Raw genomic sequence first — 16,550 nt, 5'->3', positions numbered from 1 at the left:
TTTTGACTCTTTCTGATGTGGTAAGATGAACATAGCTCATAACGAATCCTCCGTTGAATTTGGTGTGGTAACTCTATTCTACACGAGGTCGTTATGGGTTTTTTTTGTGTTTTCAGCTAGGTGTTGCACTTAATATTACAATTCGTCATATAAAAAAAACTCCCTTCAAAAATAGATAGTTTTAATAATAAAACTATCTATTTTTGTGAGAGCATATCATTCTTTAATTGAGTAATGAACTTTATCTGTTATAATTTATTTTTGCATATATTATAAATGATTTAATCTACTACGTTATATAATGAATATTTTAGAATTCATTTTTTTACTTCTTTCAATGTTAGACAAAAATCATTTGAAAATATCTTTAAAATTAGAAAACAAAAAATGTATTATCTCAAAACTGGAAAATATACAATCTTAGTATTTAAAAACAGCCCAAGGTAACCAGAGTACATCTTCAGTTCCTAAGTTTTCAACATTACTATTACTATATTCACAATACTTTATTGACTCTTCAATAGTTTTTATAAATCCATATTTATTAGGTGAAAAATCAAAGTTATGATTAAAATCTTTTTCTAATCCATTACATAGATAAGAGTGAAACATTCCTGGTTCAAACCCTAAAATCTCGTAACCTAGGAATTCTGTGTTCTCGAGATTAATTCTATCTTTTTTTAAAAGAAGGCTTTCGACACCGTACCTATCTAATTCAATTTTATTTAATGAATTTTCAAAATTAACAAAGTCATTTACATATTGCTCAGGTAATGCGATACCGATAATATAAATATTATCAAAATCAAAAAATTTTTTTTTAATTTCTTTTGCTAATTTAACGCTTGAAAATACTTGAGGATACAAAAAAACATTTTTTTTAAAATTTTTTTCAATCCAGTTTTCTAGTTCTTTATAATCTAGAGTTGATAAATTCCAATCATCCATGTATTGCAACTTATTCACATTAGAGTCACCCCAAAACACGTCAATAGAAGGATGAATATTACAAATACATGAGCTTAAAGAAAGAACTTTATCTGGCATAATTTTCTTTTCAATATAACTTGGACGTTCTTTTAATTCAACTAAGTAGTATCCTCCTGAAATATAGTTCATCTTTATATTTCCTTTCAATTATCTATACATGATTTTACATCAAATGAATCTCTTATTTATTTAATAAAATTACAAAAGTATAACTTTATAAAAATTATATAAATACGGTTTCTCAATATCTTGAGAAACCGTATTTTAATTAATTAACTACTCCTGAGAAACTATATAACTTATCGTCTTCTTGGTATTTCCCATCTTTTAGCTGGACGAACCAAATGTTTATTGATCCATTTTTTTCCGTTATGTCTATTGTAATATGGGTACTTAACATTAGGTCTAGGAACATTACCATGTGATTTTCCTGTTAATCGAACTTCTTTTGTATAATGTCCATTAGAGCCATAAGTTGTATATTTCTCAATTACCCCTTTAGAGTTACGCTGAATTCTAGTAGATAGTGGATGTCCATATAACTGAGGTGTACCTCTACTTTTTCTTGCAAGGTATAAAGCTCTTCCAGCTCTATATATTTTTCTATATCCTACCGCTTCAGATACAGCTCTGTAACCTACATATCCCCATTTCTTCCAACCAGTATAACCTCTTCTTTTTGCTGTTTGATATCCGTTATAACCACCATATGCGCCCCATGCAACAGCCCAAGCCCATTCTCCATCAGGATCAACTTTAAGTGATGGACTATTATCAGCGTATGAGAATCCATTGCTCATCGATACAGATTCATCTGCATCTAATTCTGGGTCAATTGATAAAAATACACCATGTTTCGGGTGGTAGTAACGGGCCATCAAGTAATAAAGCGATGTTTCTTTATCCCAATAGTATCCAGCATAACGAATCGGCTGGTTTGTTACATCTGCATTATATACATTTTCAGCAATTGGATTACCCCATGAATCATAATCGTATGTCGCAGCAGTACTACCATTTACATCTGTAATAGCAACTACATCACCACGATAATTTTTATGATAGAAGAACCAATTCCCTTTTGTTTTGACAGCAAGAAGAACTTTATCGCTACTGTACACATATTGACGAATTGGTGCACCTGTCGCATCTGTTTCAGCAAGCAATTGATTTGAGTCGCCGTCGTATTGGAATCGAATCGTTTCAGATCCGATTTTCTTTTCAATACGGCGATTTAACTCATCATACGCATAGCTAATGGTTGTACCATTTGACAATGTCGCTTTGCTGACGCGACCTAACTCATCCCATTGATACGTCAACTTCCCATCTTTGAGACGGTTACCATTGTCATCGTACGAAATCACTTCGCTACCATAGTTCGTTAATCGATTGTCTGTATCAAATGTTGCAGTCGTAGAACCATCTTTAATACGATTTCCTTTGGCATCGTATTCAAATGACTTTGTTCCAGATGGTGTTGTCTCAGATACCAGTTGATCTAATTTATCGTAGGTGTATGTTGATTTTCCGAACGAAGTATTCCGTTCTGTGAGATTACCATACTTGTCATAGCTATATTTTTCAAACGCAACTTGACGTGTACCAGCACGTGAGACCCAACTAGAGATAGCACCTGTGTCTGAATAATCAATGAGTGATTCTCCAGCCGTAACTCCTGGTAGACGATTTTGAATCAAACGTCCCAATTCATCGTGACGGAACGTCCATTTTAATCCATCGACAGTAACACCATCATTACGTTTCGCAGCATCATAGTGATACGCAGAAGTCAAAGCTCCTGCTGTCATTTCAGATACAAGTTCTGTCTGAACTCCGTTAGGCGCTACTTCATATTTAAAGCTTTGCTTTTGTCCAAAGTAATCCTCGATATCTGTTAAACGACCAGTTCCCGTCTTAGTCGCTGCACCTTCAATGGTTGCACTAGTTCCAACATCATACGTATAAGACTTCTTAGAACCATTTCGTGAATTGATTACCGATGTTACGTCTCCGTCTGCATTATATGCATATTCATATTCACTAACAGATGAGGATGCACCTTTTGCTTGCGTTTTAATCGCAGCTACCTGACCTTCTGCGTTGTATACAGTGTACAATGCAGAGTTGCTTGGTAAGGTGATTTGAGTCACTTCACCAGTTAGATTATTGTAGGTGTACTTTGTGATTTTTCCACCGGGAGAAGTACTAGAAACGATTCGATTTTTAGAATCGTATCCATAGATTGTTGGGCTATTTGTACCGACTTTTTTCGAAATGACATTTCCTTTTTTATCGTACTCATAGAAAATTTCTGTGCCGTTAGCTGCAATACTTTTGACCATTCGACCTTGGAAATCGTACTCGTTCGTCTTAACTTTATCACCTTGGATTTCTTTGAGTACGTCACCATACGCATTCACTTCGTTCTTAACTTCAGTCTTCGTTAACCCTTGACTAGCGACAACATTATTTCCTTGAGCATCGTAGCTACTAGTCTCAACAGCGCGACCTTCCGAAACACGGACTGCATCGATATACGCTGCTCCGGATACATTCTTAAGGCGAACTTTCACACTCGAAACGGCCTTGTCTGACGTAAACTGAGCAGTTTGGCGTTGCCAGATCGCTGTATTTTGATCGACATCTTGGAAAGTTACTTCTTGCGTAGAAGTGGTCCCATCCGTAAAGGTAGCGGTTGCTTCAAGCGTCGTTCCAGTAGATGCATTTTTAGCAAGGGCAGAAATGTAGAACGGCACGGCCGCTTTTTGCGCGACGACTACCGTCTGTTCCGCTACTCCGTTTGCGTTTAGTTGAACACCGGAAGTACTTTCATACCCCGAATCACTTTTAACTGCATTTGTAAGCGTCCATCCTGTCAGTAAATCAAATCCACCATTTTCAACAAAGTTAAAGTTAGAAGCAGATACTGCTTTATACGCTTTTGCTGTGTTTAATTGAACAGAGTCAAAGTAAACTGTATCTGTTCCAATACCTTCTAATTCAATTTTCGCTTTTGTTGCTGTACTCGGAGAAGTCATTTCTTCTGTTCCACGAACCCAATCTGAAACGTCGCCCATCTCTTGGATTGTTTGCGTCTTCAATAACTTTCCAGTTGCATCGTAGAATAGAACACGTGCTGTTGCTTTAGCAGTACCCGTTGTCTTAAAATATGCGTTTAAGTTATAAGGATCGCCACCAATAACGGAGACTTCTTGAGAAGCAATTGTCCCTTTAAGTGTCAAGGCACGTCCATTTTTACCTATAGAAACGTAGGTTCCACCTGTCCAGTTTGCCGTTTTCTCAAATCCACCATTTTGGATTAGGTTAACCGCTGGACCAATTGATGCACCTGTTCGTGTGACATTTCCGATAGAGTTGTACTCAGTGAACCCAATTTGCTGTTCCGGAGCATAGTGATCTACGATTTCTTCCCGATCGTCATTTAATCCACTTTCTGATAATAAATTAAACTCATCAGTTTCTTTAATTACATCATCATCGTTCGATGCATACTCGTAAGTCGCAGAACTTGTTGCGTCTATTTCTTTTTGTACTTGATCATCCAGCTCATCTTTTGTTGTACCTGCTAATTTTCGTTTCCCGTACTCCGTGAGTTCTTTCTCACCATCTGGATAGACCGTCTCGGTAAGACGTTGATCAACCCACTTGTACGCCGTTTTTGAAGCTTTTCCGTCAGATGTTGTATTCTCTTCCATCAAGTTACCTTCAGCATTATAAAGGGTTGTACTATCGGCACTGTTTGGAACCTTATTTCCAGAACTATCGACTAGATCTTCAACGACTTTATAACCTGTAATTTTGCTGCCATCTGTCTGTTTCCCGAGTTTTACTTGCGTGCTGACCCCTGTTTCATCAGTCTCCGTATAGGCTTCTTCGAACTCCGTAGAATCTTCAAGAATAGTAGAATTAAAGGTCAGTTTGTTGGATACTGTTGCATCATGTCCAGGAAGAATCACTTCGTTTAAGCGCTGTGTTCCCGCAGCCGTGTCTGACTCTACTGGTGTAGCATAACCGTATTTCGTTTCTTCTGATTTTCCTCCATCTGATAAATCAGATTCAATGATCGATACGAGCTCTTGTTTATCGTTATACGCATACGTATACTTCCGCTTCTTCACATTATCATCGGAACTCGCGATTAAATTGATTTCTTCAATGAGATTGGAATCCGCTTTGTAAGAGATAACTAAGCGATTTTGACGATTTTCTGCTGCACTTTCCCCAGCATCACTCGCACCAAGGAGCATCGTCGGACGTTTTTCGCCATCGCTATTCGTACCATATATCACCTTGACTTTGTTCTTCTTGCCTTCTTCTTTAGCATCATATTCGATCCGGACAAGGTATCCATCCACATCATAGACTTCCGTTACACCCTCGGTGGATTGCACGTGATACTCTGTAGCATCACCAGCGCCAACTGTCGCAATTTCATAATCGACGCCTGTCGGTGGTAGGAAGGTACCTGAACCGTTATTGATGAAGTTATGACTTGTCCCATCCGCTTCCCGAAGATTAATCATCTCCGTTTTTCCAGAGATTTTTACTAATGATAAGCGACGTTCGAGCGAACTGCTCCACCCAAGACCAAATAATCCTACTGTTTGATCAATTGAGTTGAAAGTCCGGTCAATGGAAACATCCGGTCCACGTCCTGGCAAGGAGGCATCACTTGCTTCAAATAGTTGGTTTCCATTTGATAAGTTGATGGAAGTGTTGCCGACTTCATAAATCGGGAAGAATTCTTCACTTCCTAAGTTAGCGCCATTTCCTTTTTGAATGGTTGCGCTAGACACATCTGAATCTTTCAGTTCACTTAATCCTATATATCTTTGAGGATTGTAAACATCTGTCACCCCACTGTTAATTGCTCGATAGGGGCGTACACGAACATAATACGACTGTTTGTCAGGTACGTCCCCACCCGACAGGTCATACGTGGCACTCGGATCGAGGGGCAATTCTCGGCCACTTCCATCTGTTTTCAGCGTATACCCTTGACCCGCCAGCGGCCAGATTTTTTGATCGCGGCTTGTCCACGAAAGTTCATTAGCCGACTTTTGAGCAACAATTTGTTCTTCTTTACCGTTTGACACAGTGACGACATAGCCTGCTGCTTCTGGAGTACTGTTCCAACGAGAGAATAAGAATCCGCTATCTTGATTTCGATTATCCTCATAACCAGTGGTCTCTGATTTTACATTTTTTACCGGGAAATAAACGCGTGTATATGCAGAAGCAGCACTTTCACCCTTACTTGATTTTGCGACTACCTTCGCATAGTAATTCACTGAGTTTACATAACTAGTACCCGTCTTACGATATAGACTACGTGGATCCGTTAAGAAGTCACGCCCGTCTCCTGATTTTCGGAATGCATCCGTTTGACCTAACGCGATACTTGCAGCCTGTGCTTCAGTCGGGAAGATACGTTTTCCTTTGCTCGACCAACTTGTCACATCGCCAGCAGGGAAACGTTCATAGCTATTTCCGTTAAAGAGTAAAATATCGTATGATGTTGCTCCTTCAACACTTTCCCATTCTAAGTTGAAATATCCTTTACTATCTGCTTCATTTGCGAAGGCAGAGTAAGTCGGGGGTGCTGGCTTATCAGGGATGATGCCTTCGAGTGTTGGTTTCACGACCGTAGAAGGTGTACTTGTTCCTAATGGATAATCTGCTACGATTCGGAACTGATATGCTTTTGAAGTAGATGTACTTCCAATACTTGCTGTATACATAGGCGACGGATCCATAGGTAATTCCATCCCGTCTCCATCACGAAAGGCTACACCACCTGTCAGCGAATCCTTATCTTTGTACTGAGCAGGCGTCGGCCAGAAGCGTTTTCCTTTCGTGCTATAACTTAAATCTGTTCCTTTATAGATTGTCCGCCATCCCTTACCGTTGTGCAATTGTAAACGATAGTTGGAAGCGTTCTTAGCTGCAGGCCAAGAGATTTCAAAATAACCTGTTGTCGCTCCGGCTCCACTTGGGAATGCGTTCGTTTTTAACGATCCCATTTGCGGATAGCTGTAAGTGACGTTCAGATTCGTTTTATTCTTTGTATTCTCACTGGCAGTCAATTGCTTCCAATAGGTTTGACCGTTACCATTCGTGTGGAATTTAAATCCGTAATCTGTTCTTGAACCATCTGCGATGGTTTTGATCGCAGATAACACATTGAACGTCGCCCATTGATCGCGGGCAACGGTAGTAGACGTAATATTTGTTGATGACGGTTTTGTATCCCACGTCACACCTGTCTCCGACCAGTTCGCATTGACACGGTCCACCCATAGACCAGTCTTTGTTCCCGCATAGTAATTCCATTTGACGTATGTCTTAAGGGACGCAGCTGAAATTTCAGCTCCTTTTAAATCAGAGAGAGCAGGCATTTTAACAAATGCATAGTTAGTCCCTGTTGCCGAATCATACTTCCCGACCCGTAAAACATACTCGCCTAATGCCGAGTTCCAGTACTTATTGTAATTACTTGTCGGACTCGCACTGGATACGAATGTATCGAGCGATGCATCTTTCGCCACCGATGGATCAATGTAGATTGGGTAGACACGATCTTCACTCGAAAGCCATTTGGTGTCAGGGGTTAACTTCAGTTGATAGCCCGTTTTTGTTGATTCCAGCTCATAGTCAATATCGTAACTTTCACTAGATAGTCCTGATTTTGAGTCCTGTTTCCCATCACTCATCATTGGGACAGGCATAGAATATAGGATATCCCCTTTTTTATCCTTAAAATCGATGTGCCCTTTTTTATCAAGTGTTGCTTCTAACGGGGTCTTAATTTCGTAAACAAAAGATTTCAATCCAGGAACAGCTTGCTTAAGAATGATGTCTTCTTTGACTTCTTTATTCAGCACGATATGCCGTAAATCTACATTCGGTAAGATGTTCGGATGAAGGATTTCATTTCCGTTTACTGTTGCTAGTGCAGGTTGGATCGGTTGAATACCTTCTGCTGTTTCGACTCCTTTAAAAACATAAGAGACTTTATCATTTTTAGTTTCTCCCACTTCAAGCAACGGAGAGTTGCTATCGATGGTTGAGTCGAACTCTACTTTTAAATCAGTAGCAGTCGCCGTTAAATCATTGTCTGCATTACGTTTTAAAGAAGGATCGACCTTTTCCCATTTCTTTTGTCCGTTCTTCACTTGAATCTCATTATCGAACATCGTGAGATTATATGTACCTGGTTTTGTCCCGGGTTGAACCACCGTATCTTCCGTACTTAATTCGGATGCTGGTAATAAAGCGTCTGATAATGTATTCGGTGCTGTAGTTTCAACTGTTTTTTTTACGGATGCCTTACTATTTTCTGCCTTAACATTGATTTCGTTCATCGGAACACTCGAAATCACAAGTGCAGAAACTAGCGTCGCATTTAAACTTTTCTTCAGTTTCTTGTGCAAGTTCATCTCCCTTTCATATACTTAATTTAAAAAAAAACATTACTTTACATTTATATTACAAAAAAGAAAATAAATAAAGTACTTTCCCATATTTTTTTACTCATTTCACAAAAAAAAACATCTCCCTCATTTTATGGTAAAGAGGTAGATGTTTTACATTAATTATGGCAGTTATGATCATTGAAAGTCCCAATCATATCTTGTTGTATGTAATTACTCCGAATAATGTTGAAAAATTTTGATTAGGCTTAATCGGATAGGGAGGTAATATGTATGTTGCGATCGTGAAGAAGCTTCAGATTTTGCTTTATTTCCTCGTTCGAATCTCCAAAAACTTCTACCGTTGCAACGATAAGTTCTTCTTCTGGAACTAGCATTTGAATCATTTCTTTCAAGGATGCTTTATTGTTCTCTTTTCCTTCGCAACGAAGAATCATAAGTTGATAATGCTTATTAATGAGTGTGACTTGTTTTTGACAGTCGGTATCGTGACTTAAAGGGCGTACCAAACCAATCATATACCCACCTCTTTCTCACAAATTCATATACTAACGATTATATATAGTAATGTCGAATGATACGCTCCACTGCATGTCCCGACTTCTCCTCATACCATATATTTTGAAAGACATGCATTGCTTCTTTGCTTTCCGTCAAACGTTCGTCAGAATTTATCCAGTCTAATACATCTTCAAACGATGAAGAATACGTAACCGGCAAAAGACCCGGATAATTTGGAATGACACCTTGAGTTTCATCATATCGTTCATAGTCCGGCGTATACAAAAAAGTAGGAATCGCGAGCAAGCAACTCTCATATGGAATGGACGAGTAATCTGTAATCAAAACATCCGTGATCAATAGGTACTCGTTAATTGTATAGGTATCATCTACAATCGTTATACCTGAAACTTCATCTAAGGATAAATTTTGCTGAACAGTAGGATGTAATTTAATCAGTACCTTCCAGCCTAAACCATCGAGCTGCTGCATTTGCTTTAGTGTATCAGTGACATTCCACTCATACTCTCGATATGTCGGCGCATATAGCACGACACGCTCTTCCTTAACATCGAGCGTTCGTTTCACTTGCTCTTTTAACCCCTCATTGTTTTGGAACCAGTAATCCGTTCGTGGCATACCTAACGGGATAAATCTTTCTGTTGGTAATGACATGGCGCGCCCAAACGATTCCGCACCACCTTCTCCTGGAACAATAAAATCACCATAGTTTAAATAGGTTTTTTTAAAACTCTTTATCGTTGATCGAGTTGATGCATACGTTTGAGGAGTCATTAGTGCAAACTCTTTTAAGGTACCTGCAGCATGCCACAATTGTACTCGCTTTGCTCCTCTTCTAACTTTAGAAACACCCAGTTCAGATACATAATTGTCTAGGAAGACATATTTTGATGTGGCTAAGTAATACGCAAGTATGATGCATTGAGTAACGCTATACTGTACGGATCGTTCCACCTGCCAAGCTTCGACATCCTTTACGTATTTCTGATCATAAATCAGGACATGCTTGTGTTCACGACGCGTTCTCTTCAATTGATCACTTATAGGCTTTACATTATCCCCATACGTGACCCAGAAGACGGTTGTGTCTTGTAGCGGTAATGTAGAAAACAAAACATAGAAACATCGAAATACAAAAAGATAACTAGTAATTAACAGCTCACGCATGTAGTAAATCGGATAGGATTAATCCTGTATACTTCATTCCTGACCACTCCGTTCAGTTCTCACTTAATTCATTCTTTATCTGACTAGTCGAGATTCCTTCTGTTCTGCTTAAGTATACGACCTCACAATAATCTTTTAGGAAATCAAACTCTCCTTCCCAGTCATCGCCCATAACGAATAGATCAATACCATGGTTTTGAACGTCTTGAATTTTTTGTTCCCACTCATTTTCTGGAATGACTTCATCTACATATCGGATTGCTTCCAAAATCATCTTTCGGTTTTCATAGTTATGATATGCTTCTTTATGTTTTAATCGATTGAATTCATCCGTAGAAATCGCAACTACCAAATAATCGCCCATTTCTTTTGCTCTTCTTAAAATATTAATGTGTCCCCAGTGCAATAAATCAAACGTACCATAAGTAATGACTTTTTTCATATTCATTCTCTCCTTTGGTTGACTCGTCTTCTTTTATCTGTGAGTCTCTCTATGTCTTACTATAAATCAATAATATTGTATGAAATATACAATCTGTTTACGAATCTCATATTTCATTTACAATTACTATTAATTTCTATACCCAGCTCTCACTCATTTTAAGTATTCCTTTGAAAGAAAAAGAGCTCTAGCGCCTCCCGAAGGATTTACTACAGCTCCTAATCATTTATCCACTTCTTACTTCTTACCTAATTTTTCACTTAAGACTTCATTAATCTTTTCTTTAAATAGAGGTCCGAAACTTTTCGCATACGTGTTTGTCATATGACTATTATCGCGATAAATGACTACATTCCCGATAACTGGACGATATTCACCCTCCACGTGGAAATAGCGTGTCAAATCCATTTTATAGAGTGATTTATTCGTTTTTTCGAAGTTTTTCCAAAACGCTTCATCCGTTTGATTATCTTGATCATTCATTTTTTTCGTTGTGTCCTCAATGCTGGAAGTTTCGAGAGCTTCGAGAACGTTAAAGTCATATCGTGGATTATCACGTAATGCTAAGCCGTCGATTCCGTACTCATCTTTCACAAATTGCATTTGATCAATCATTTGTTGATGAATCCGATCTTTTGAAGCATCCGCTGCCGTGACGTGAGAAATAATCAAATCAACATCAGCATCTTTTAAATAATCGAGGACATTCTGATTCCAAGTCCCTTTTAGTGAGTCTGGTTCGTACCCCGTCGAAAAGCGTGTTCCCGATCGTGTTAAGTTGATGAGTCGGATATCTGTTCCCTTGACGGCTTCATGCAAGGCACCAAACCATTGCTCCGAATGTGAGCTACCGACAAGCGCGATGGTTGCTTTATAGTCTTTCTTTTTCCCGTATTCACCAACTTTGACATCGGTCTCTTTCAGACCTTGGTTACTTCCATCTGTATGAACAAGCGGTAAATCGTTGAAGACATTCGCGTATGAAGGAAACGGGTCTTCTTTCGGAACATTTAATACGTTCTCGATCGCCATAGCCCCTGGATAGCGATCACTACTCACTTGCTTCTTCAATTCTTGCTCCTGCATGTATGACATGCCCAGTAATGAACCAATCAAGAGAATATTTATTCCCATCATCGCCCCTAGTTTTCTAAAGGCAATTCGATTTATCGTAGCTGTTCGAATCGGTTTTTCAATCCACTCCGTCATTAAATAGGATAAGCCAATAGAAGATAGGATAATAAGCGTACCCATCAAAAGACCTGGTGTTTGTTGTACATTATAGCGATAAAATTCAAGCAGCACCCAATGCCATAAATAAATACCGAAAGCGATGCCTCCTAGCTTAACCATCGGTTTAGAGCCAAGAAAACGCTTCAGACTGAAACGCGTATCCTGCGTTCCTGAAAGAACGATAAATAAAGCACACGTCATTGGCCACAGTGCGATGTATCCTGGAAACATTTGTGACACGTTGAAGAGAATACCCGTTGCAATTAAACCAACAAGTCCTAGCCAACCAATGATCACTGCAATCCATTTCGGAACACGGATTGCTGAGAGATTGATACACAGTAAACTACCTAACGCAAATTCCCACACACGCGTCATCGTAATGAAATACGCCCATGGTTGATTTACCTCAGTCAGATAAATCGAATACGACAATGACGTAACAAATAAAACGCCCAAGATCATATTGATCACGGTTTTAATTGACTTGATCTGATATTTGTTCATCATCCATAAGATGAAGGAGAACAACACGAACCAAATCAAATAGAATTGTCCTTGAATCGATAAAGCCCAAAAATGCTCGACTGGAGACTTCATTTGAGTAGCATCCAAGTAATCGGTACTCGAGATTGCTAATTGCCAGTTTTGATAGAAGAACATCGACGCGACGACTTCTCGTATCGTTTTCCCAAGAATGGACTCTGGTAAAAGGAAGGTACTTAAGATTAATACGACCGCCAGTATAAATAATACGGAAGGTAACAAACGCTTAAGCAATTTCGTCACATACGGAAGAAACTTAAATTCACCCGTTCGATTGATTGTCGAAATGATTGATGTTGTAATTAAGAATCCGGAGATGACGAAGAAAACATCAACGCCTCCTGAGACGCGGTTAAACCAAATATGGTAAATCGCAACGAGAAGTGCTGCTACGACACGTAACCCTTCAATCTCTGGTCTAAATTTACTTTCAATGTCAATGCGCTTCTGCAGCCCCGGCTCTTTTAAGTTACGTTCGTTCATGTAGTGTTCCCCCTGAAATGAATGAAGAGTTCCCCTATGATCCTCCACTTACAAATTCATTTTTATAGATTTAATCCTTTAATGAACGCTTTGAGTTCTGTTTGCATTTCTGCATCTTTCAACGCATATTCAATCGTCGTTTTAACAAACCCTAGTTTTTCACCAACATCATAACGATTGCCTTCAAAATCGTAAGCATATACTTGATTGTCAGCATTCAATCGTTCAATCGCATCTGTCAGTTGAATTTCTCCTCCTGCACCTTCTTCTTGGTTTTGCAAATAAGCAAAAATATCTGGTGTGAGCACATATCTACCCATAATGGCAAGATTTGAAGGTGCCGTTCCTGGAGCAGGTTTCTCGACGAATTTGTTCACATCGTAAAGTCTACCTTCTTGTTTTTTCGGATCAATAATGCCGTAGCGCGATGTATCTTCTGCTTTTACCTCTTGAACACCAATAACCGATTTCTCCGTCTGCTCATAGACTTTCATCAGTTGCTGAATCGCCGGTACTTCCGAATCAACAATATCATCACCAAGTAGCACAGCAAATGGTTCGTCACCGATAAACTGTTTAGCTGTTAAGATAGCATGTCCTAGCCCTTTTTGCTCTTTTTGTCGCACATAAAAGATATTTGCTAAGTTTGTCGAAAAGCGAACCTTCTCCAGTAATTCAAGCTTATTCGTTTTTTCTAAAGTAGCCTCTAATTCACCTTGATTGTCAAAATGATCTTCAATTGCACGTTTGTGCTTTCCAGTGACAATGATGATATCTTCAATTCCCGCTCGCGCCGCTTCCTCGACAATGTATTGAATCGTTGGTTTGTCGATGATTGGTAACATTTCTTTTGGCATGGCTTTCGTAGCTGGAAGAAAGCGTGTACCGAGTCCTGCTGCTGGGATGATTGCTTTAGTAATCTTTTTCATGGTAATCTCCTCGAAATACTCTGTCTCTCACTCTAAACTAGTCTGAATGATGATCGATTATTTTTTTAATTCTTTGATTAACTGGTCATAATTTTGAACCGCTGTCGACTTGAACAACGTTTCTTGTGTCCGGACATCTTGAAGTGGATGTTCTACACAGTGAACCATCGCTTGAGCAAACGCCTCAATATCATTTGCTGGAACGAGATAGCCATTTTCACCATGGCGAATGATCTCACGTGGACCATACTTTACATCATATGAAATGACCGGACACCCGACGTTGATACTCTCCATAACAGTCAGACCAAATCCTTCAAACTCACTCGTTAATAGCGAAGCTTTGGATTCACGGAATACTTGACTTGGGTTTTCTGTATAGCTATGAATTTCGACACTCTCTCGGATGCCTAATTCATCAATTAACTTTACCATCATCGCCAACTGTCCTTGTTCGTCCATGCCATATAAAACTAACTTTGTTTCATGCCCTGACTCTTTGAATAGGGCATAGCTTTTGAGTAAGTGATCCATTTGTTTTTGTAATCCAAAACGTCCAATGAAGCAAAACTGATCTTTGATAGAAACAGATGCTGGATTTGATTCTGGCTGTATGAAATGAGGAACGACTGCCATCTTTTCTTCAGGGATATCGAATTGTGCTAAAATATCTTCTTTCTGATGTTGCGTAAGCACAAGGTATCGTGTAATTTTTTCAGATTCTAGCAATGCACTTTTATAAGAAGGTTTTAACTCTTCACCATCTAAGTGTGAATTGTGAAGAACAAATACTCGCTTGATATCTGCAGTAACATCTAAAATTGGACGATCCAACAATCGTGCATCGACGAACACAATGTCCTCATCTTTAAATAAATGATTGAAGTAATATGCAAAGAGCTCTTTCTCTTTTTTAAATGATTTCATCATACGACCATCTCGATACAAATTGATCAAGATAAGATTTGGTTTAACCTCATCGCTGTAGAATTTTCTACAGTAAATTGAACCAGCAGTATCATAAAATTCTTCAACGAGTTTTCCGTGATGAGTTGGCGAGTAAATAATTTTCCGATGTAATTCTCCATAAGCATTGTATTCCCAGCGTTCTGTTTTCTTACGAGAAACCTCACTCATGAAGTCTTCCATCTCTAAAATATTTGTATTTGGCTGGTATTTTCGATATAAAACATAGCTGTCTTGATCGTAATAGCGAACGATATCACCTTTTTCAACACTTTTTAATCCTGGCATTGAACGATCCGTTGTCACCTTAATCGCTTTATTTAGAAATCGACTAGTCGGAATCTTAAATAGTTGATATCCAGATAACCAATCATACAAATTTTCGAACTTCAATTGTGAACCAGCCTTACCGTCTTTACGAAACTGGTCGTAAACGGTTGGATAATTGGCATTGTAGTTGGTCGTGACAATAGTAGAGTATTCATTTAATTCATTTTCAATTAAGGCAATCCGACTTAAAAGAGCTTTCGTTCTTCCCCCATGTTTTGGAGGTAACGTTGATGTGATGGTGTATAGCATTCTCTTTTCTCCTTACTCTCTGTATCTACGTATCTATATTCGTTTCTGCACTCGACCTATCACTTTATACAAAAACGATAACTGTTAATTATGTGTGCATTTTTATAATCAAGTCAATTACTTTACCGACTTTTTGTCCTATTCTTTTATTCATTCGTTTTTTAATGTATAAGAGCAAGCCAAAAACACTCATTTATACTTTTGCTTGAATAGTGTAAGGATGAAATTATAATTGTTTTACATGTCTTAACTGAATTATATAAAAGACCTTATACGAGTTGCACAATCTCCACTCGAATAAGGTCTTAAAGAATAAAATAAACTTCAAATATGAACTAAAAATAGCTTTTTTTCTGACTTTCTTAACGCATTCAAATAGTAAGACATTTAAATGCTAGAATATCCAACTAAAAGATGCTGATTCAAAGTTAAATACAAAAGTCTTCTTAGCCTCACTGAGTAGAAGTTTCGATTTAATTTAATGGATTTGATTTTGTAGCACGTGTTTCTGGATTATCAACTATAACATGATCAATCTCAACTGAAACGGGAAGTTCTTTAGATTCATTTTCAGCGAAATTTTCAATTGCTTCGTATTGATCGTTTTTTGAGAGTGCTTCGACCGGACGATCGTCTAACCATTCTATTTGAATTTGCTTTAGAAAATTAATAAGAGTTGATACATTGTCTGCATACAAATTAAAGAAGGGCTCACACACTTTCAGAACAATATGAATAAAGAAGACTACAACTAAATAACCGATAAAATATAGAATGAAGTCTTTATTAGATATCTGAACTTTATTTAAAATGATAGTGCTTAAGGTCACGCCAGCAAGTATATAAGGCAAAGTAATTCCCAGTTGTTTACGACTATCCTCCCGCTCTTCTACTATATTTTTGATTACTATATCAAGCTGAGCACTGTTGACAATGTTGATACCGAATAAAAATTTTTTCAACTTTTCTTTGTACACACTATCATCATTTACAAAAAATTCTGTATCTCTTTCTAAATGAGTGAAATAGATGTACGTTCCTAAAAACGATACGATAGGTATAATCCAAAGATATTTTACAGAAATGCTATCAGCTAACAAGGGCAAGCTTAAGAAGCTCGCAACAAAAGCTAAAATCCAAAAAACACTAATACCAAATTCTTTTGTCAGCATTCTTTTTTTTGCTAGTTTCGGTTTATAGTTTTTTTTATGAAAAATAATCAATTTTCTCATCTAA

General features: G+C 38.1%; 9 protein-coding genes. All 9 read right to left on the bottom strand.

Going from position 1 to position 16,550, the window contains the following annotated elements; translation table 11 throughout:
- Positions 1-420: 420 nt before the first annotated feature.
- A complete protein-coding gene (locus KNQ15_RS11840; RefSeq protein WP_052169425.1) occupies positions 421-1,119 on the bottom strand; it encodes a hypothetical protein in 699 nt (232 codons plus the stop codon).
- A 170-nt stretch (positions 1,120-1,289) separates the two neighbouring features.
- Positions 1,290-8,447, bottom strand: coding sequence for a DNRLRE domain-containing protein (locus KNQ15_RS11835; RefSeq protein WP_214729632.1), 7,158 nt, complete (start codon positions 8,445-8,447; stop codon positions 1,290-1,292).
- A gap of 248 nt (positions 8,448-8,695) precedes the next feature.
- Positions 8,696-8,965 (bottom strand): hypothetical protein, encoded by a 270-nt coding sequence (locus tag KNQ15_RS11830; RefSeq protein WP_047392345.1) that lies wholly within the window; start codon positions 8,963-8,965, stop codon positions 8,696-8,698.
- 37 nt (positions 8,966-9,002) lie between these two features.
- The gene (locus KNQ15_RS11825; RefSeq protein WP_047392343.1) at positions 9,003-10,136 is read right to left on the bottom strand and encodes a CDP-glycerol glycerophosphotransferase family protein; all 1,134 of its coding nucleotides are present in this window, start codon (positions 10,134-10,136) and stop codon (positions 9,003-9,005) included.
- A gap of 52 nt (positions 10,137-10,188) precedes the next feature.
- Positions 10,189-10,578 carry a glycerol-3-phosphate cytidylyltransferase gene (gene tagD / locus KNQ15_RS11820; RefSeq protein ID WP_214729631.1) on the bottom strand — a complete coding sequence of 130 codons (390 nt, stop codon included), beginning with the start codon at positions 10,576-10,578 and terminating at the stop codon, positions 10,189-10,191.
- A 237-nt stretch (positions 10,579-10,815) separates the two neighbouring features.
- Positions 10,816-12,840: an acyltransferase family protein gene (locus KNQ15_RS11815; RefSeq protein ID WP_214729630.1), complete on the bottom strand. Its 2,025-nt coding sequence runs from the start codon at positions 12,838-12,840 to the stop codon at positions 10,816-10,818.
- A 62-nt stretch (positions 12,841-12,902) separates the two neighbouring features.
- Positions 12,903-13,769: a UTP--glucose-1-phosphate uridylyltransferase GalU gene (galU, locus tag KNQ15_RS11810; protein WP_214729629.1), complete on the bottom strand. Its 867-nt coding sequence runs from the start codon at positions 13,767-13,769 to the stop codon at positions 12,903-12,905.
- A 57-nt stretch (positions 13,770-13,826) separates the two neighbouring features.
- Entirely contained in the window at positions 13,827-15,314 is a 1,488-nt protein-coding gene (locus KNQ15_RS11805; protein ID WP_214729628.1) for a glycosyltransferase, read from the bottom strand.
- Positions 15,315-15,787: 473 nt separating this feature from the next.
- Positions 15,788-16,546 (bottom strand): hypothetical protein, encoded by a 759-nt coding sequence (locus KNQ15_RS11800; protein WP_047392328.1) that lies wholly within the window; start codon positions 16,544-16,546, stop codon positions 15,788-15,790.
- Positions 16,547-16,550: the final 4 nt, after the last annotated feature.

The sequence above is a fragment of the Exiguobacterium sp. s168 genome, from assembly GCF_018619035.1.
GTDB classification, from domain to species: Bacteria; Bacillota; Bacilli; order Exiguobacteriales; family Exiguobacteriaceae; genus Exiguobacterium_A; species Exiguobacterium_A acetylicum.
This window is presented reverse-complemented; position numbering and strand designations above follow the sequence as displayed.